The organism is Solibacillus sp. CAU 1738 (genome assembly GCF_039888725.1).
GTDB lineage: Bacteria > Bacillota > Bacilli > Bacillales_A > Planococcaceae > Metasolibacillus.
In genome coordinates this window covers 251,200-265,376 of the sequence record NZ_JBDQQN010000004.1, presented here as the reverse complement: position 1 = coordinate 265,376, position 14,177 = coordinate 251,200, and the positions used below count along the sequence as shown (strand labels likewise).

Below are 14,177 nucleotides of genomic sequence, written 5' to 3'. Positions count from 1 at the left end.
TTGTAGTACAGTAAAATAACATGAATACTTCCGCAAAAAAATATAAGATTATTATTCTGTCTATACAGAATATTGACACTATTATAAGGCGTGGTAAACTTAATATTACGGTAATCGAAATATTAAAATGAAAGCAGGGGGACTGTATGACAACTTATTTAACAAAAGAACATTTATACAAATTACAATCTGTAACAAATCCAGTATTATCACCGGATGATACTGAGGCTGTATTTATTCGCACATTAATTGATGAAGAGGATAATAAGTATTATGCACATCTTTTTCATGTGGCGTTGCAAGATAAAGAAGTAACGCAGTGGACATTTGGCAAGGAACGTATTAGTAGCCCTAAATGGTCGCCGAATGGTAAGCAAATCGCGTTTTTATCTAATCGCGACGAAAAAAATCAATTATTTGTCATCAATAAAAACGGCGGTGAAGCGAAAAAAATCGCAAACTTTCCGTATGGTGTGAATTCATTCGTGTGGAGCCCATGTGGTGACAAGCTTTGGGTAACGGCGAACTTGAAAAACGATAAAACATTTGCCGATAAAATAGAAAAAGACGATAAAAAGCTTCCGGAAGCGTACGTTGTAGATCAGCTAAAGTATAAAATGGACGGTGTTGGTGGCGATGGTTTGCGTCAGCAAGGTATAAGCTCGCATATTGCGCAAGTAACGCTAGATGGTGATATTACACAATTTACTGAAGGCAATCACTTCCATTCTTTAAGTGGGATCTCACGCGATGGTAAAACACTCATCGTTAGTGTAAACCGAACAGAAATCCAAGACTTTGAATTCCGTCAATCACTTTATTTAGTCGATGTGGAAACGAAGAAAGAAACAGTTTTAGTCGATCAAAACGGTCATTATGGTGGTGCAACATATTCAATAGATAATCGCTACGTAGCATATGTTGGTAGTGATGCTTCTTATAAAAATGCAACACATTCAAATATTTATGTTTATGATACAGAAACAGGCGAAACGACAGAGTTAACAGCGGGCATTGATGCTCCAGTTGGCGATTATGCAGTAGCGGATGTACAGCAAGGCGTATCAGTACCGTCTGTTGTTTGGACAGATACAAATGCATTGTATTTCCAATTATCAACGATGGGCGATGTACGATTATATTATGCGACATTAGATGGTGCAATTTATCCAGCTTCTCCAGAGGGTGAGCATGTATATGGGTATACTGTTGCTAAAAGTGGCAACGAGGCACTTATTACAGTATCGAATATGACGTTCCCTGGTGAATTATTCCACTACGATATTACAACTGGTGAGCGTACACAGTTAACGAAGTTTAATGATGCTTTCCTCGAAGACGTAACACTGTCGACTCCAGAACCGATTGTGTATAAAGGGGCAAAAGATTGGGATGTATATGGATGGTTAATGAAGCCTGCTAATTATGTAGAAGGTGAAAAGTATCCATTAATTGTTGAAGTACATGGTGGTCCACATACTATGTATGCCAACTCGTTTTTCCATGAAATGCAACTACTGGCAGCACAGGGCTACGGTGTTTTATTTGTAAACCCACGAGGTAGTCACGGCTATAGCCAAGCATTTGTTGATGCAGTGCGCGGTGATTATGGTGGTGGTGATTACGAGGATATTATGGCTGGCTTAGATTATGCATTAGCGAATTATAGCTGGATTGATGAAAATCGTCTCGGTCTCACAGGGGGCAGCTATGGTGGCTTTATGACAAACTGGGCTGTCGGACATACGAATCGTTTTAAAGCTGCTGTTACACAACGTTCTATTTCCAACTGGATTAGCTTCTTTGGGGTATCAGATATCGGCTATTATTTCACTGATTGGCAAATTGGTACGGATATGATGGATGTTGAAACATTATGGAAACATTCGCCGTTAAAATACGCGAAAAACGTAGAGACACCGTTGCTTATTTTGCATAGTGAAAAAGATTTCCGTTGCCCAATTGAACAAGCTGAGCAATTATACGTAACGTTAAAAACCATGGGGAAAGAAGTTGGCTTTGTTCGCTTCCCAGGTAGCGATCATAACTTATCTCGTACAGGCACACCGAATTTACGCCTACAACGTTTAGACCAAATCGTAAGTTGGTTTAAGAAATATATTTAATACTAAAATTTTATTGAAACATCTTATTACAAAAGTTCGTTCTATTTATCGATTACTATCAGCAAAGCACATTAGATTATGCTAAAATGAAAAGTAAATTAGATTGGAAAGAGAGTATAAGGATGTCAATAATTCAAGGGTTGATTGATTTTATTTTGCATATTGACGAGCATTTAGTTGAAATTATTCAACAATTTGGTGCTTGGTCATACGGAATTTTATTTTCAGTTGTTTTTGTTGAAACTGGTGTTGTTATTATGCCGTTTCTACCTGGGGATTCCTTGCTTTTTGCGAGTGGTGCATTAGCTGCTATAGGTGCATTTAATTTAGGATTATTACTTATAGTATTTTTTGCAGCAGCTGTAATTGGAGATACGGTTAATTATCATATTGGTAAAACTATAGGCACGTCTATCCCTCCAGAAAGTTTTTTAGGTAAATTTATTAAGAAAGAACGTATGGATGCAGCACAAAACTTCTTTAATAAGCACGGAGGTAAAACGATCGTCATTGCACGTTTCATGCCGTTTATTAGAACGTTTATACCATTCGTTGCAGGAGCAAGCCGCATGAATTATAAATATTTTATTGTTTATAACGTTGTTGGTGCTGTGCTATGGGTGTTAAGCTGCACATTAATAGGGTACTTCTTCGGAAATATCCCAATTATTAAAGAAAACTTCTCGACAGTGTTAATATTAATTATTTTCATATCTGTGTTGCCGGCAATTATTGGCGCGGTTAAAGGGCGTAGTAAGAAAAAATAAGTATTTCTAGAGACGAGGTAGTAGAGATGATGACAAAAATGAACGTAGAGAGCTTTAATTTAGATCATACAATAGTAGCTGCACCTTATGTACGCTTAGCAGGGTTAAAAGAGGGGCAGCATGGCGATGTTGTTCATAAATATGACATCCGCTTTAAACAGCCGAATAAAGAATATATGAACATGGATGCATTACATTCCATTGAACATTTAATGGCCGAAAATATTCGTAATCATTCGGAACAAGTAGTTGATCTTAGTCCTATGGGATGTCAAACAGGCTTTTATTTATCAGTCATTAATCACGATAATTATGATGAAATACTATCTATTTTAGAAAAGACACTTCAAGATGTATTGAATGCAACAGAAGTTCCTGCTTGCAACGAAGTACAATGTGGCTGGGCTGCAAACCATAGTTTAGAAGGCGCAAAAGAGTTAGCCCGAGAAATGCTTGAAAAACGAGCTGAATGGTCAACAGTTTTTGCAACTTAATATAAATCCGGGAAACGCATGAATGTCGCGCTTCCCGTTTTTTTTAGGTTCAATAATATTTGTTGGGGTATACACACAATTTCGTACAAAAAAAGCATAAGCTCACTCTTTTTTATTTACTTGAATTGTCTAGAAACAAGAGATAATAAGGTGAGTTTTGCTATATGAAATTAACATGAATATCCCAGGAATAAAAGATGTCATTATTGATTGCCTAGAGGAACAGAAGTAGCGTATCGTTCTGTACATTTCTGGTTCACCACTATAACAGGGGGTGATTTCCGTTCCAGTTGTGCGCTTTCCGGGGGGCGTCTGATGAGCCGCTTCCCTCGCAAGCTCAGTCCAGGGTCTAATCTAGGACGCTAATCCCCCAGGAGTCGCCCAACCTTCACTTCAATCAACAAGCAAAGTACATGAATATCGGATACAAAAAATTAAACACCTAAAATGGTTTGAACGCCTTACGATTTTATTTTATAAGCGTCGTCCATCTTGGCTAGAAAGATTACGTTGATTGGAGCTCAGGGCAGCCGACTTCTGCGGGAACAGCACGGACGGAAAATCAAATTGTTTCGGTTCTATCCGAAACAATTTAGTTGGAGCCGTGCCCGCGAAAAGCGTGCTGCCCTGAGCGGAAATCAACCTCTTTCGCAAGAAAGAGTGCAGTGAAAGTATTCACTACACCCCAACATTTGAATTTGAACCATTTTTTATTTTCCTTTAAATTGTGGGGCTCTTTTTTCAACGAATGCATTTAATGCTTCGACACGGTCTTCTGTTTGTAAGGTTATTTCATACGCTTTTCGCTCAATTTGTAAACCTGTATGCAAGTCGACTTTCATACCTTGTTTGACGGCGAATTTTGCTTGCTGTATAGCGATAGGAGCGTTTAATAAAATACGATTGGCAAAATCCGCTACTGCTTCTGCAAGTGCATCTGGTTCTACGACTTTAGTAAACAGACCGCATGCAAGTGCTTCTTCACTGTCGATTTTTTTGGCACATAAAATTAATTCCAATGCTTTTGCTTCCCCAACTATACGTGGCAACCTTTGTGTGCCGCCCGCGCCAGGGATAATACCAAGCTTTGTTTCAGTTAAACCGACGATAACATTGTTAGCGGCGATGCGAAAATCACATGCTAATGCAAGCTCCAATCCACCGCCGAATGCATAGCCGTTAAGCGCGCAAATCGTAGGCTGTGGCAACGATTCAACAGCACTAAATACTTCTCCAAATTTATTTAAGTTTCGTTTTACTAATGGTTCAGGTAGTGTTCGACGTTCTTTTAAATCTGCTCCGACTGAAAATGCAGTATCTCCAGCTCCGGTAATAATAACGAGACGTATATCGGGGTGAATACGGATTGACTCGATAACGGCTTGTAATTCAGTTAACATATCAAAATTAAAAGCATTTAAAACATTAGGTCGATTCAGTGTAATGCTTGCAATGGATCCATCTTGCTCATAAGTGATAATACCCATAGTAAATCCCCCTTCATTTCGTGTATTATATAAACATAGTACATTGTATTTAACTAACAGAGCAAATGATAGCTTAATAGAAATAGTATAATCATATAGTTGAAATTAAACACTACATAACGGAAGGCGAGGAAATGCTTGGAAGTATTTATCGGAAGACAACCAATATTTAATATGCACGAACAAATCGTTGCTTACGAATTGTTATACCGCAACAAAAATGTAAATAACTTTCCGTTAGTAGATTCGGATGCTGCAACAGTTGATGTGATTGTGAATTCATTTTTATCCATCGGTATAGATGAAGTAACGAATGGACGACCGTGCTTCGTTAATTTTACAAGTAATTTATTATATAGTTCGTTACTTGACTATTTAGACCCAACGAAAATAGTGATAGAAATATTAGAGGATGTACCGTTAACAAATGAGCTAGTAACGCGGGTAAGAGATTTAAAAAAGCGCGGATTTAAAATAGCTTTAGATGATTTTGTGTTAGATGAAAAAGTAGAAGTTTACGATGACTTATTTGTTTATATTGACTACATAAAAGTAGACTTTTTACTTTCCACATTATTAGAACGAACGGAAATAGAAAGTAAAGTTAAGTCACAATTTCCACATATTAAACTATTAGCTGAAAAAGTCGAAACACGCAATCAATTTGAAGTAGCGAAGCATGCCGGTTATACGCTATTCCAGGGCTACTTTTTTGAGCAACCTCAAATAATTCAATCGACGGATATACCTGCAAACACGTTGCAATATTTCCAAATTATTTCGTTGTTAAAAGACGAAGAACCGAATATTAATGATTTAGCTGGAAATATTGAGCGTGAAATTTCATTAACCTATAAACTGCTACAGCTCATTAATCAATCAAATAAGCGTGCAAGGTCTAAAGTGCGTTCTATTAAACAAGCGATTTTATTATTCGGTCTTACAGAGTTAAGGAAATTAATTTATTTACTAGCAATGCGTGAAGTGAATAATCAAGTTGAGTCGGATACATTTAATGAGTTAATGCGCGCTTCTTTATTCCGTGCTAAGGCGTGTGAAAGAGTTGCGAAAATAAATTATAAAGAGAATTTCTCAGAATACTTTTTAATTGGATTGTTCTCGCTAATTGATACAATATTAAAGCGCCCGATGCATACGATTTTGCAACAGCTACCGTTTTCAGAGGAAATTATTCAAACAATAAGTGGTGCACAAACAGAGATGGCACCGTATTTGCAATTCGGTACAGCGCTTTATAAGTTAGATTGGAATAAGCTAGATGAATTAATGGAGCAATTAGACTTGGCTCATGAAACAGTCGTTCAAATTTATTTTGAAGTAGATGAGTGGGTAAAAGAAGCGTTTGTATAATTGGATGCTGATCTTAATAGGTCAGCATTTTTTTCTATTTTTAGAGCATAGTATCCTTTATCTTGATGAAGTTCTCAAGTATACAGCGATTTGTTATAATCAGACGAGAATTTGAATAAGAAAGAGGAAAAATATTAGTATGAATAATGAACAAATATCTACAAAAGATAAAGTTAGTGAATATCTATTTGTAATTCTAGGTGCAGCCATCGTTGCAGTTGGATTTAATGCCTTTTTATTTCCAAACCAAGTCGCATCAGGTGGTGTGAGCGGGATTAGTACGATTTTGCACGGTTTATTTGGATGGAATGCAGGGCTCGTACAATATGCATTTAATATTCCGCTATTTATTGCAGGGGTATTCATTCTTGGGAAGAAATTCGGTTTGAAATCACTAGTTGGCACATTAGCGCTACCTTTATTCGTTATTTTAACGGAAGATTGGGAGCCGTGGACACTAAACCCGTTGTTAGGGGCGATTTTCGGTGGAATCTTTGTTGGAATGGGTATTGGTTTTGTATTTAAAGGGAAAGCTTCAACAGGTGGAACAGACTTATTAGCACAAATAATTACTAAATATACGGGGTTAACATTAGGGACAAGCGTTTTATTAATTGATGGTATTATTGCTGTCAGTGCGGCACTCGTATTCGATTTAGAAAAAGGGCTGTACGCTTTAATCGGTTTATACGTGACGACAAAGACGATTGATATTATACAGCTTGGTTTTAGTCAGTCGAAAATGGTTTATATTATAACAAATAGGGAAAATGAAGTGCGTGATGCAATTTATGCTGAAGTAAAGCGTGGAGTAACTAAATTACCAGCTATAGGTGGCTATACGGGTGAGGAAAAACCGATTTTGATGGTTGTCGTCTACCAGACAGAGTTCACAAAGCTGAAACAAGTTATTAAAACAGTTGACCCAACAGCGTTTGTTATAGTTTCTGATGCATATGAAGTGTTGGGAAAAGGTTTCAAGCGTGCATAAATTTGTTATACTATATTTGATATAAAATATTATACGTTTTTGGAGGGATTCAACATGAACAAGAAATGGTTAACAGTAGTATTTGGATCTGCACTATTTTTAGCAGCTTGTGGCGGTGGTGGAGAAAAGTCTACTTCAGGCGGCACTACAGAGCAAACAGAAGGTGAAAAAATTGTGATGCAAAACTGTGCAACTTGCCACGGTGGAAACCTACAAGGGATGAGTAGTGCACCAGCTTTAAATAATGTTGGTTCTCGTTTATCACAAGATGAAATTTTAGATATTATCTTAAACGGTACTGGTAATAAAGGTATGCCTGCTGGATTAATCCAGGGCGAACAAGCTGAAAAAGCAGCTGAATGGTTAGCTACACAAAAATAATGAAATGAAAAAGTCGAGCACCTAGCAGGTGTTCGACTTTTTATATAGGCTAAATACATAGTAAAATAATGGTGACATGTTAAAATAAAGTGAAACGCTTTTTTTTTGACGTGGAGGACGTATTCATGTAGATGTCGTGACATAATATTATGTTTTCGTTTGCCTTCATCTCTGCTATAGAATGCGAGATATACTAAAAATCGAATGATTGAGAGGTTGCACCTATGATTCAAGTAACAACTAGGGACGTAATGGAAAAATTTAATCTACAGCTAGTTAGCGGGCAAGAAGGCATAGGTCGGTATATTACAACGAGCGATATTTCAAGGCCAGGACTTGAAATGGCGGGGTATTTTACACATTACCCAGCGAATCGTGTGCAGTTACTTGGAAAGACGGAATTATCGTTTTTTGAAATGCTACCACATGATATAAAGCTCGAGCGCATGCACCGTTTATGTGCACAAAACACACCAGCTATTATTATTTCTCGTGGCATGGATGTGCCGGAAGAGTTATTACAAGCATCTAATGCCAACCATGTACCTGTCCTTGTTTCAAAACTAACGACAACTCGGTTTTCAAGTCGGCTAACAAACTTTTTGGAAAGCAAGCTCGCACCAACGACAGCTGTGCATGGTGTATTAGTTGATATTTATGGTATTGGTGTACTGATTATTGGTAAAAGTGGTGTTGGTAAAAGTGAGACGGCACTAGAACTTGTGAAAAAAGGCCACCGTTTAGTAGCAGATGATTCTGTTGAAATCCGTCAAGAATCAGAAAATTTACTTATTGGTAGCCCGCCACCATTACTAGAACATTTATTGGAAATTCGTGGTATCGGTATTATTAATATTATGACGCTTTTTGGTGCAAGTGCAGTTCGTCCGTATAAACGGATAACATTCATTGTAGAACTGGAAAATTGGGATCCAGATAAAGTATATGATCGTCTTGGTTTAGATGAGGAAAAGATGAGAATTATGGATACCGAGCTAACGAAGATGACAATTCCTGTGCAACCGGGGCGTAATGTCTCTGTTATTATTGAAGTAGCTGCGATGAATTATCGATTGAAAAAAATGGGCGTTAACGCAGCAGAAGAATTTTCACGTCGCTTAGATGCCGTTATTGCTTCTAATGATGAAATGGATGACTTTTTATAATAACGGAATGTGACTTATCATGAAAATCAAAAAAGATAAACAGCGATTTAGAATTGTCTACAAGTTAGATGATCAACGAAGGGTCGCCTAAGTATGAGAGGAGTAAAATATGAATTTATTATTAATGACTATTGATCCAGTTGCGTTCTCAATAGGTCCAATTGAAGTAAGATGGTATGGTATTTTGATTGCACTTGGTATTGTACTTGCCTATTTTTTAGCGCAAAGAGAAGCGGTTCGTCTAGGGCTGCATCCTGATTTTCTTGCTGATTTGTTAATTTGGGCAGTGCCAATCTCGATTGTATCAGCACGTATATATTATGTAGTGATGAAATGGGATTATTATGGCGCAAATCCAAGTAAAATAATAGAAATATGGAATGGCGGCATCGCAATTCATGGTGCTTTAATTGGAGCTATTATTACCGCCTATATATTTACGAAAAAACGTGGTGTAAGCTTTTTAAAAGTAGCGGACATTGCAGCACCAAGTATTTTATTAGGACAAATTATCGGGCGCTGGGGCAACTTTATAAATCAGGAGGCGCATGGTGGACCGGTAACACGTAGCTTTTTAGAAAATTTAAAGTTGCCAGACTGGATAATCGAGCAAATGTATATCGAACAGCAAGGAACATATGTACATCCGACATTTTTATATGAATCAGTTTGGAATCTTATTGGATTTATTATTTTAATAGTAAGTCGCAAATTGAACTGGCGTCGAGGAGAAATGTTCTTCTTCTATTTAATTTGGTATTCAATTGGGCGCTTCTATATCGAAGGTTTACGTACAGATAGCTTGTACCTAGTTGGCGATTTACGCTCGGCACAGGTTGTATCGATAATCGGTGTTGTTGTTGGATTAAGTGCAATAATTTACCGTCGCCTCACAGTAAAACCAGTTGTACGCTACTTAGACAAATAAGGAGAATCAGTATGACAAAAGCGTTATTATTTGATTTTGACGGCACACTTCTAAATACGAATGAGTTAATTATTCAAACTTTTATGCATGTACTTGAAGAAAGATTTCCTGGGCAATATTCGCCAAAAGATTGCATGAAATTCATTGGGCCGTCATTAGAAGAAACATTTGACGAAATTACACCAAATGAAACGGATGACATGATTCGCAAATATCGAGAATGGAATATGGCGCATCACGATGAGCTTGTTTCACAATATGATCAAGTCGTTTCTACATTAGAAGCATTAAAAGAACAGGGAATTCGTTTAGCAATCGTATCAACAAAAAGTCGTGATATGATAGAACGTGGCATACAAGTACTTGGTGCGAGGCATTTATTTGAATTTTATGTTGGGGTAGAAGATGTACAACATGTAAAACCACATCCAGAGCCGATTTTACTAGCAATTAATAAGTTAGGCTTGCAAAAAGAGGATGTCATTATGATTGGTGATAATTCACATGATATCCAAGGGGCACATAACGCAGGAGTTCGTTCGGCAGGTGTCGCGTGGTCCATTAAAGGAGAAAGCTTTTTACAGCAATTCAATCCGACATATATGCTGCATCATATGACAGACTTACTGGCGATTGTGAAAGGATAAATTAAATGAGAAGAACCGAACGCTATAAAGTAGAAGGTGCAAATTCTCTTTGGCATGTATATAAAACAGTGTCTTTTTGGAAAGTGATGAAATGCTTTATCGTTATTCAAATTGGTCGTATTACACCAACAATGCGTATGAAAAATTGGTTGTATCGCTCGTTTTTACGTATGGAAATTGGTGATAAAACATCACTCGCGTTAATGGTCATGCCTGATACGATGTTTCCAGAGCGAATTTCGATCGGGGACAACACGATTATCGGCTTTAATACGACTATTTTAGCACATGAATATTTAATTGAAGAATATCGTCTCGGCGATGTCAAAATAGGTAGTAACGTGATGATTGGTGCAAATTCAACAATTTTACCTGGTATTGAAATTGGTGATGGGGCAATTGTTTCTGCGGCAACGCTCGTTCATAAAGATGTACCTGCTGGAAGTATGGCAGGCGGTAATCCGATGCGCATCATTTTTACAGCTGAAGAAATGGCGGCACGCAAATTGGAAGATAAACCAATATGGCATAATTAAGTAATCGACAAAATCCATGTATTTGGATTTTGTCGATTTTTTTGTTAATACAATTATGAATAGCGGCAGAATATTTTGTATATTGTTAAATTTTAGTGAAATGCATTGACGAATAAGTGACGTAACGATAAAATGACTTTAATATATTAGTTCTCTAATACTCTAGTGAGTTGAAGTGGAAGTTTGTGAGGTGGCGAAATGTCTTCAATTAAATTATTCGAAAAACCTCTAGGAATGCGTGATACATTCCCAGGGATTTATGAAAAGCTAGAAGCGGTACGTGAAACAGGGCGAAGCTTTTTACGTGCGCGTGGCTATGAATTTATTAAAACCCCTACTGTAGAATATTACGATACAGTTGGCAAAGCGTCGGCGATTTACGATGCTTCATTATTCAAATTAGTTGATAGTCAAGGGAACACGCTCGTCTTAAGACCAGATATGACAACACCAATTGCGCGTGTTGCAACTTCAAAACTATTAAAAGAAAAAATTCCACAACGCCTAGCATACTTTGAAAATGTTTTTCGTGCACAGCAAACAGAGGGGGGACGTCCTGCCGAATTTGAGCAAATGGGAGTTGAAATTATAGGTGATAGCTCTGTTTATGCAGATGCAGAAGCGATTGTTACCGTCATTGAATTGATTCAAGCATTTGGGATTGAATCATTTAAAGTGACGATTGGCCATGCAGGCGTGTTAAACACAATTTTACAGGACTATACAGAAAGTGTAGAAGAAGCGAATGCTTTACGGCACCTGCTAGTAGAACGAAATTATGTTGGCTTTGAAGAAGCGGTCACTGCATTTGATTTACCGAAAACCAAATCGGATGCACTCCTACAATTCATCGAAGAAGCAACAAATGTTTTATCGTTGATGGATATTGAAAAGTATATGCGTAAAAATGTTGCGCTGAACTATATGCGGCAACTAGAACAGTTATTAAGGCAAGCAGGGTTAGTTGAAAATGTTTCATTTGATTTCACATTAACGAGTCATATGAATTATTACACAGGTATGTTATTCGAAGTGTTTGCAGCAGGCAGTGGCTTCCCGCTCGGCAATGGTGGGCGCTATGACGGATTGCTTAAGCATTTCGGCGCAACTGTTGGCGCAACTGGCTTTGGATTACGTGTTGATCGTTTGCTAGAAGTAATGCCGCCACAAGAAATTGAAAATGTAACGGCACTAATACTATTTGAACCTTCAGCTTATACAGAAGCTTTACAGCAGGCGGCCATATTACGCGAAGGAAATCGCCGAGTCACGATGCAATCTACAGTCGGTTTAGAAAATGTGAAGGCATATAAAGAGCAGTTTCAGGAAGTTGTGTACTGCTATGGGCAGGAGGAACAGTTATGAATGAATTAACAATCGCCATGCCAAAAGGTCGCATTTTTGAAGAAGCGTATCGCATGTTAATTGAAGCGGGATTTAATTTACCAGAAGAAGTCGAAATGTCTCGTAAATTAATGATTGAAATACCAGAAGAACAAATTCGTTTCATTTTAGCGAAGCCTATGGATGTTCCTGTATATGTAGAGCATGGTGTCGCGGATATTGGTATCGCTGGTAAAGACGTCTTACTTGAGCAGCAACGCACAGTGCATGAGCTACTCGATTTGAAAATTAGCGATTGCTATATTGCATCAGCTGGTCTTCCAAATACGACGATGAATGAAGTTGCACCGCGTATTGCGACGAAGTATCCACATATTGCGATGAAATACTATAAAGAGATGGGCGAGCAAGTTGAAATTATTGAATTAAACGGTTCAATTGAGCTAGCACCGATGATTGGTTTAGCAGATCGTATCGTTGATATTGTGTCAACGGGTCGTACATTAAAAGAAAATGGTCTTGTCGAGTATGAGCGTATTACAGACGTTTCATCTCGCCTTATCGCTAATCCAGTAAGCTACCGAATGAAAAGTGAGCGAATTTTAGATTTAGTATCGCGTTTGAAAAAATGTGTGAAATAGAGGGGAGGGATACGACGTGCAAATAACGACATTAACGAGTGATATTTCATTAAAGCGTCCGTTAGAAGGGGGCAATGAAGAACAGCTTGCCGTTGTGCGTAAAGTGTTAAAGGATGTGCGTGAGTGCGGGGATGCAGCTGTAAAAGCATACAGTGAGAAATGGGACGGCTTTGCGCACAATAATTTCCGCGTCACAGAAGCAGAAATAGACGAGGCAGTGGCGAAATTTGATACACAGCTATTGCAAGATTTAACAGAAGCTGCAGCAAATATTCGTTCTTACCATGAGTATCAAAAACGTGACGGCTATAAATTGCCGTTAGCAGATGGTTCATGGCTTGCACAACGTATTATTCCACTAGATGCAGTTGGACTATATGTGCCTGGCGGATTAGCAGCTTACCCATCTTCTGTGCTGATGAATGTTATTCCGGCGCAAGTAGCAGGTGTACGCCGTATCGTTATGACATCCCCAGCAGGAAAAGAAGGTAAATTACCTGATGCAGTACTTGTGGCAGCACATATTTTAGGCGTTAAAGAAATTTATAAAATTGGTGGTGCACAGGCGATTGCAGCACTTGCCTATGGTACAGAAACAATTGCACCCGTTGATAAAATTACAGGGCCAGGCAATATTTTTGTAGCCCTTGCGAAACGAGAAGTATTCGGGGAAGTAGCGATTGATATGATAGCTGGTCCGAGTGAAATCGCTGTGTTAGCAGATGATACGGCGTACGCGGATGAAGTAGCAGCCGACCTTTTATCACAAGCAGAGCATGACGCGCTTGCTTGTGCCATCCTCATTACGACTTGCGATTCACTAGCAGAGGAAGTAGCTGAAGAAGTCGAAAAACAATTGTCGAAGCTACCACGTGAGGCAATAGCACGAAAATCGATTAAAAACTTCGGCCATATTTACGTAGCGGAAAATATTGATGAAGCAATTCGAGCTGTTAATTCATTAGCACCAGAGCATTTAGAAATTATGACAGCAAATGCCGAACAACATGCAGAAAAAATTACACATGCAGGTGCCATTTTCATCGGTCGGTATAGTTCAGAACCAGTAGGCGATTATTTTGCCGGTACCAATCACGTGTTACCGACAAATAGTACAGCACGTTTTGCGAGTGGATTGAATGTAGACGATTTTATTAAACGTACGAGTGTTGTTTATTATAGTGAAAAAACATGGGCACAAAATGCACCGAAAATTGCCCGTTTAGCAAGAATGGAAGGGCTCGAGGGACATGCGCGGGCAGTAGAAGCACGAGGCTGGGATAAAGGAGATGTGTAAT

General features: G+C 38.3%; 14 protein-coding genes and 1 pseudogene. 14 read left to right on the top strand and 1 reads right to left on the bottom strand.

Going from position 1 to position 14,177, the window contains the following annotated elements:
• The first annotated feature begins 146 nt into the window (after nt 1–146).
• From AAFN87_RS13930 to AAFN87_RS13915, 4 genes and pseudogenes are all read left to right on the top strand, one after another.
• The gene (locus AAFN87_RS13930) at nt 147–2,126 is read left to right on the top strand and encodes a S9 family peptidase (RefSeq protein ID WP_347791684.1); all 1,980 of its coding nucleotides are present in this window, start codon (nt 147–149) and stop codon (nt 2,124–2,126) included.
• Nucleotides 2,127–2,248: 122 nt separating this feature from the next.
• Entirely contained in the window at nt 2,249–2,893 is a 645-nt protein-coding gene (locus AAFN87_RS13925) for a DedA family protein (RefSeq protein WP_347791683.1), read from the top strand.
• A gap of 29 nt (nt 2,894–2,922) precedes the next feature.
• Nucleotides 2,923–3,387 carry an S-ribosylhomocysteine lyase gene (locus AAFN87_RS13920; protein WP_347791771.1) on the top strand — a complete coding sequence of 155 codons (465 nt, stop codon included), beginning with the start codon at nt 2,923–2,925 and terminating at the stop codon, nt 3,385–3,387.
• 400 nt (nt 3,388–3,787) lie between these two features.
• Nucleotides 3,788–3,874, top strand: a pseudogene (locus tag AAFN87_RS13915) (transposase family protein); the annotation flags it as partial.
• A gap of 223 nt (nt 3,875–4,097) precedes the next feature.
• Here AAFN87_RS13915 and AAFN87_RS13910 read toward each other — a convergent pair.
• The gene (locus AAFN87_RS13910) at nt 4,098–4,874 is read right to left on the bottom strand and encodes an enoyl-CoA hydratase-related protein (protein WP_347791682.1); all 777 of its coding nucleotides are present in this window, start codon (nt 4,872–4,874) and stop codon (nt 4,098–4,100) included.
• A gap of 138 nt (nt 4,875–5,012) precedes the next feature.
• Between AAFN87_RS13910 and AAFN87_RS13905 the strand changes: the two genes are divergently transcribed.
• The 10 genes from AAFN87_RS13905 to hisD all read left to right on the top strand — a co-directional run bounded on the left by AAFN87_RS13905 (nt 5,013) and on the right by hisD (nt 14,176).
• Nucleotides 5,013–6,245 (top strand): EAL and HDOD domain-containing protein, encoded by a 1,233-nt coding sequence (locus AAFN87_RS13905; protein ID WP_347791681.1) that lies wholly within the window; start codon nt 5,013–5,015, stop codon nt 6,243–6,245.
• A 139-nt stretch (nt 6,246–6,384) separates the two neighbouring features.
• Complete coding sequence (locus AAFN87_RS13900; RefSeq protein ID WP_347791680.1) at nt 6,385–7,236, top strand: YitT family protein; 852 nt, start codon at nt 6,385–6,387, stop codon at nt 7,234–7,236.
• Between the two features lie 54 nt (nt 7,237–7,290).
• The gene (gene cccB / locus AAFN87_RS13895; RefSeq protein ID WP_347791679.1) at nt 7,291–7,617 is read left to right on the top strand and encodes a cytochrome c551; all 327 of its coding nucleotides are present in this window, start codon (nt 7,291–7,293) and stop codon (nt 7,615–7,617) included.
• 224 nt (nt 7,618–7,841) lie between these two features.
• Nucleotides 7,842–8,783, top strand: a complete 942-nt coding sequence (gene hprK, locus AAFN87_RS13890) for an HPr(Ser) kinase/phosphatase (RefSeq protein ID WP_347791678.1) — start codon at nt 7,842–7,844, stop codon at nt 8,781–8,783.
• Nucleotides 8,784–8,892: 109 nt separating this feature from the next.
• A complete protein-coding gene (gene lgt / locus AAFN87_RS13885; RefSeq protein WP_347791677.1) occupies nt 8,893–9,711 on the top strand; it encodes a prolipoprotein diacylglyceryl transferase in 819 nt (272 codons plus the stop codon).
• An 11-nt stretch (nt 9,712–9,722) separates the two neighbouring features.
• Nucleotides 9,723–10,358, top strand: coding sequence for a pyrophosphatase PpaX (gene ppaX, locus AAFN87_RS13880; protein WP_347791676.1), 636 nt, complete (start codon nt 9,723–9,725; stop codon nt 10,356–10,358).
• 5 nt (nt 10,359–10,363) lie between these two features.
• Nucleotides 10,364–10,894, top strand: a complete 531-nt coding sequence (locus AAFN87_RS13875; protein WP_347791675.1) for an acyltransferase — start codon at nt 10,364–10,366, stop codon at nt 10,892–10,894.
• Between the two features lie 198 nt (nt 10,895–11,092).
• On the top strand, nt 11,093–12,259 hold the full coding sequence (locus AAFN87_RS13870) for an ATP phosphoribosyltransferase regulatory subunit (protein WP_347791674.1): 1,167 nt from the start codon (nt 11,093–11,095) through the stop codon (nt 12,257–12,259).
• Nucleotides 12,256–12,879 (top strand): ATP phosphoribosyltransferase, encoded by a 624-nt coding sequence (hisG, locus tag AAFN87_RS13865; protein ID WP_347791673.1) that lies wholly within the window; start codon nt 12,256–12,258, stop codon nt 12,877–12,879. Before AAFN87_RS13870 ends, hisG begins: the two co-directional genes overlap by 4 nt.
• Before the next feature lie 16 nt (nt 12,880–12,895).
• Nucleotides 12,896–14,176 (top strand): histidinol dehydrogenase, encoded by a 1,281-nt coding sequence (hisD, locus tag AAFN87_RS13860; protein WP_347791672.1) that lies wholly within the window; start codon nt 12,896–12,898, stop codon nt 14,174–14,176.
• The last annotated feature ends 1 nt before the right edge of the window (nt 14,177 follow it).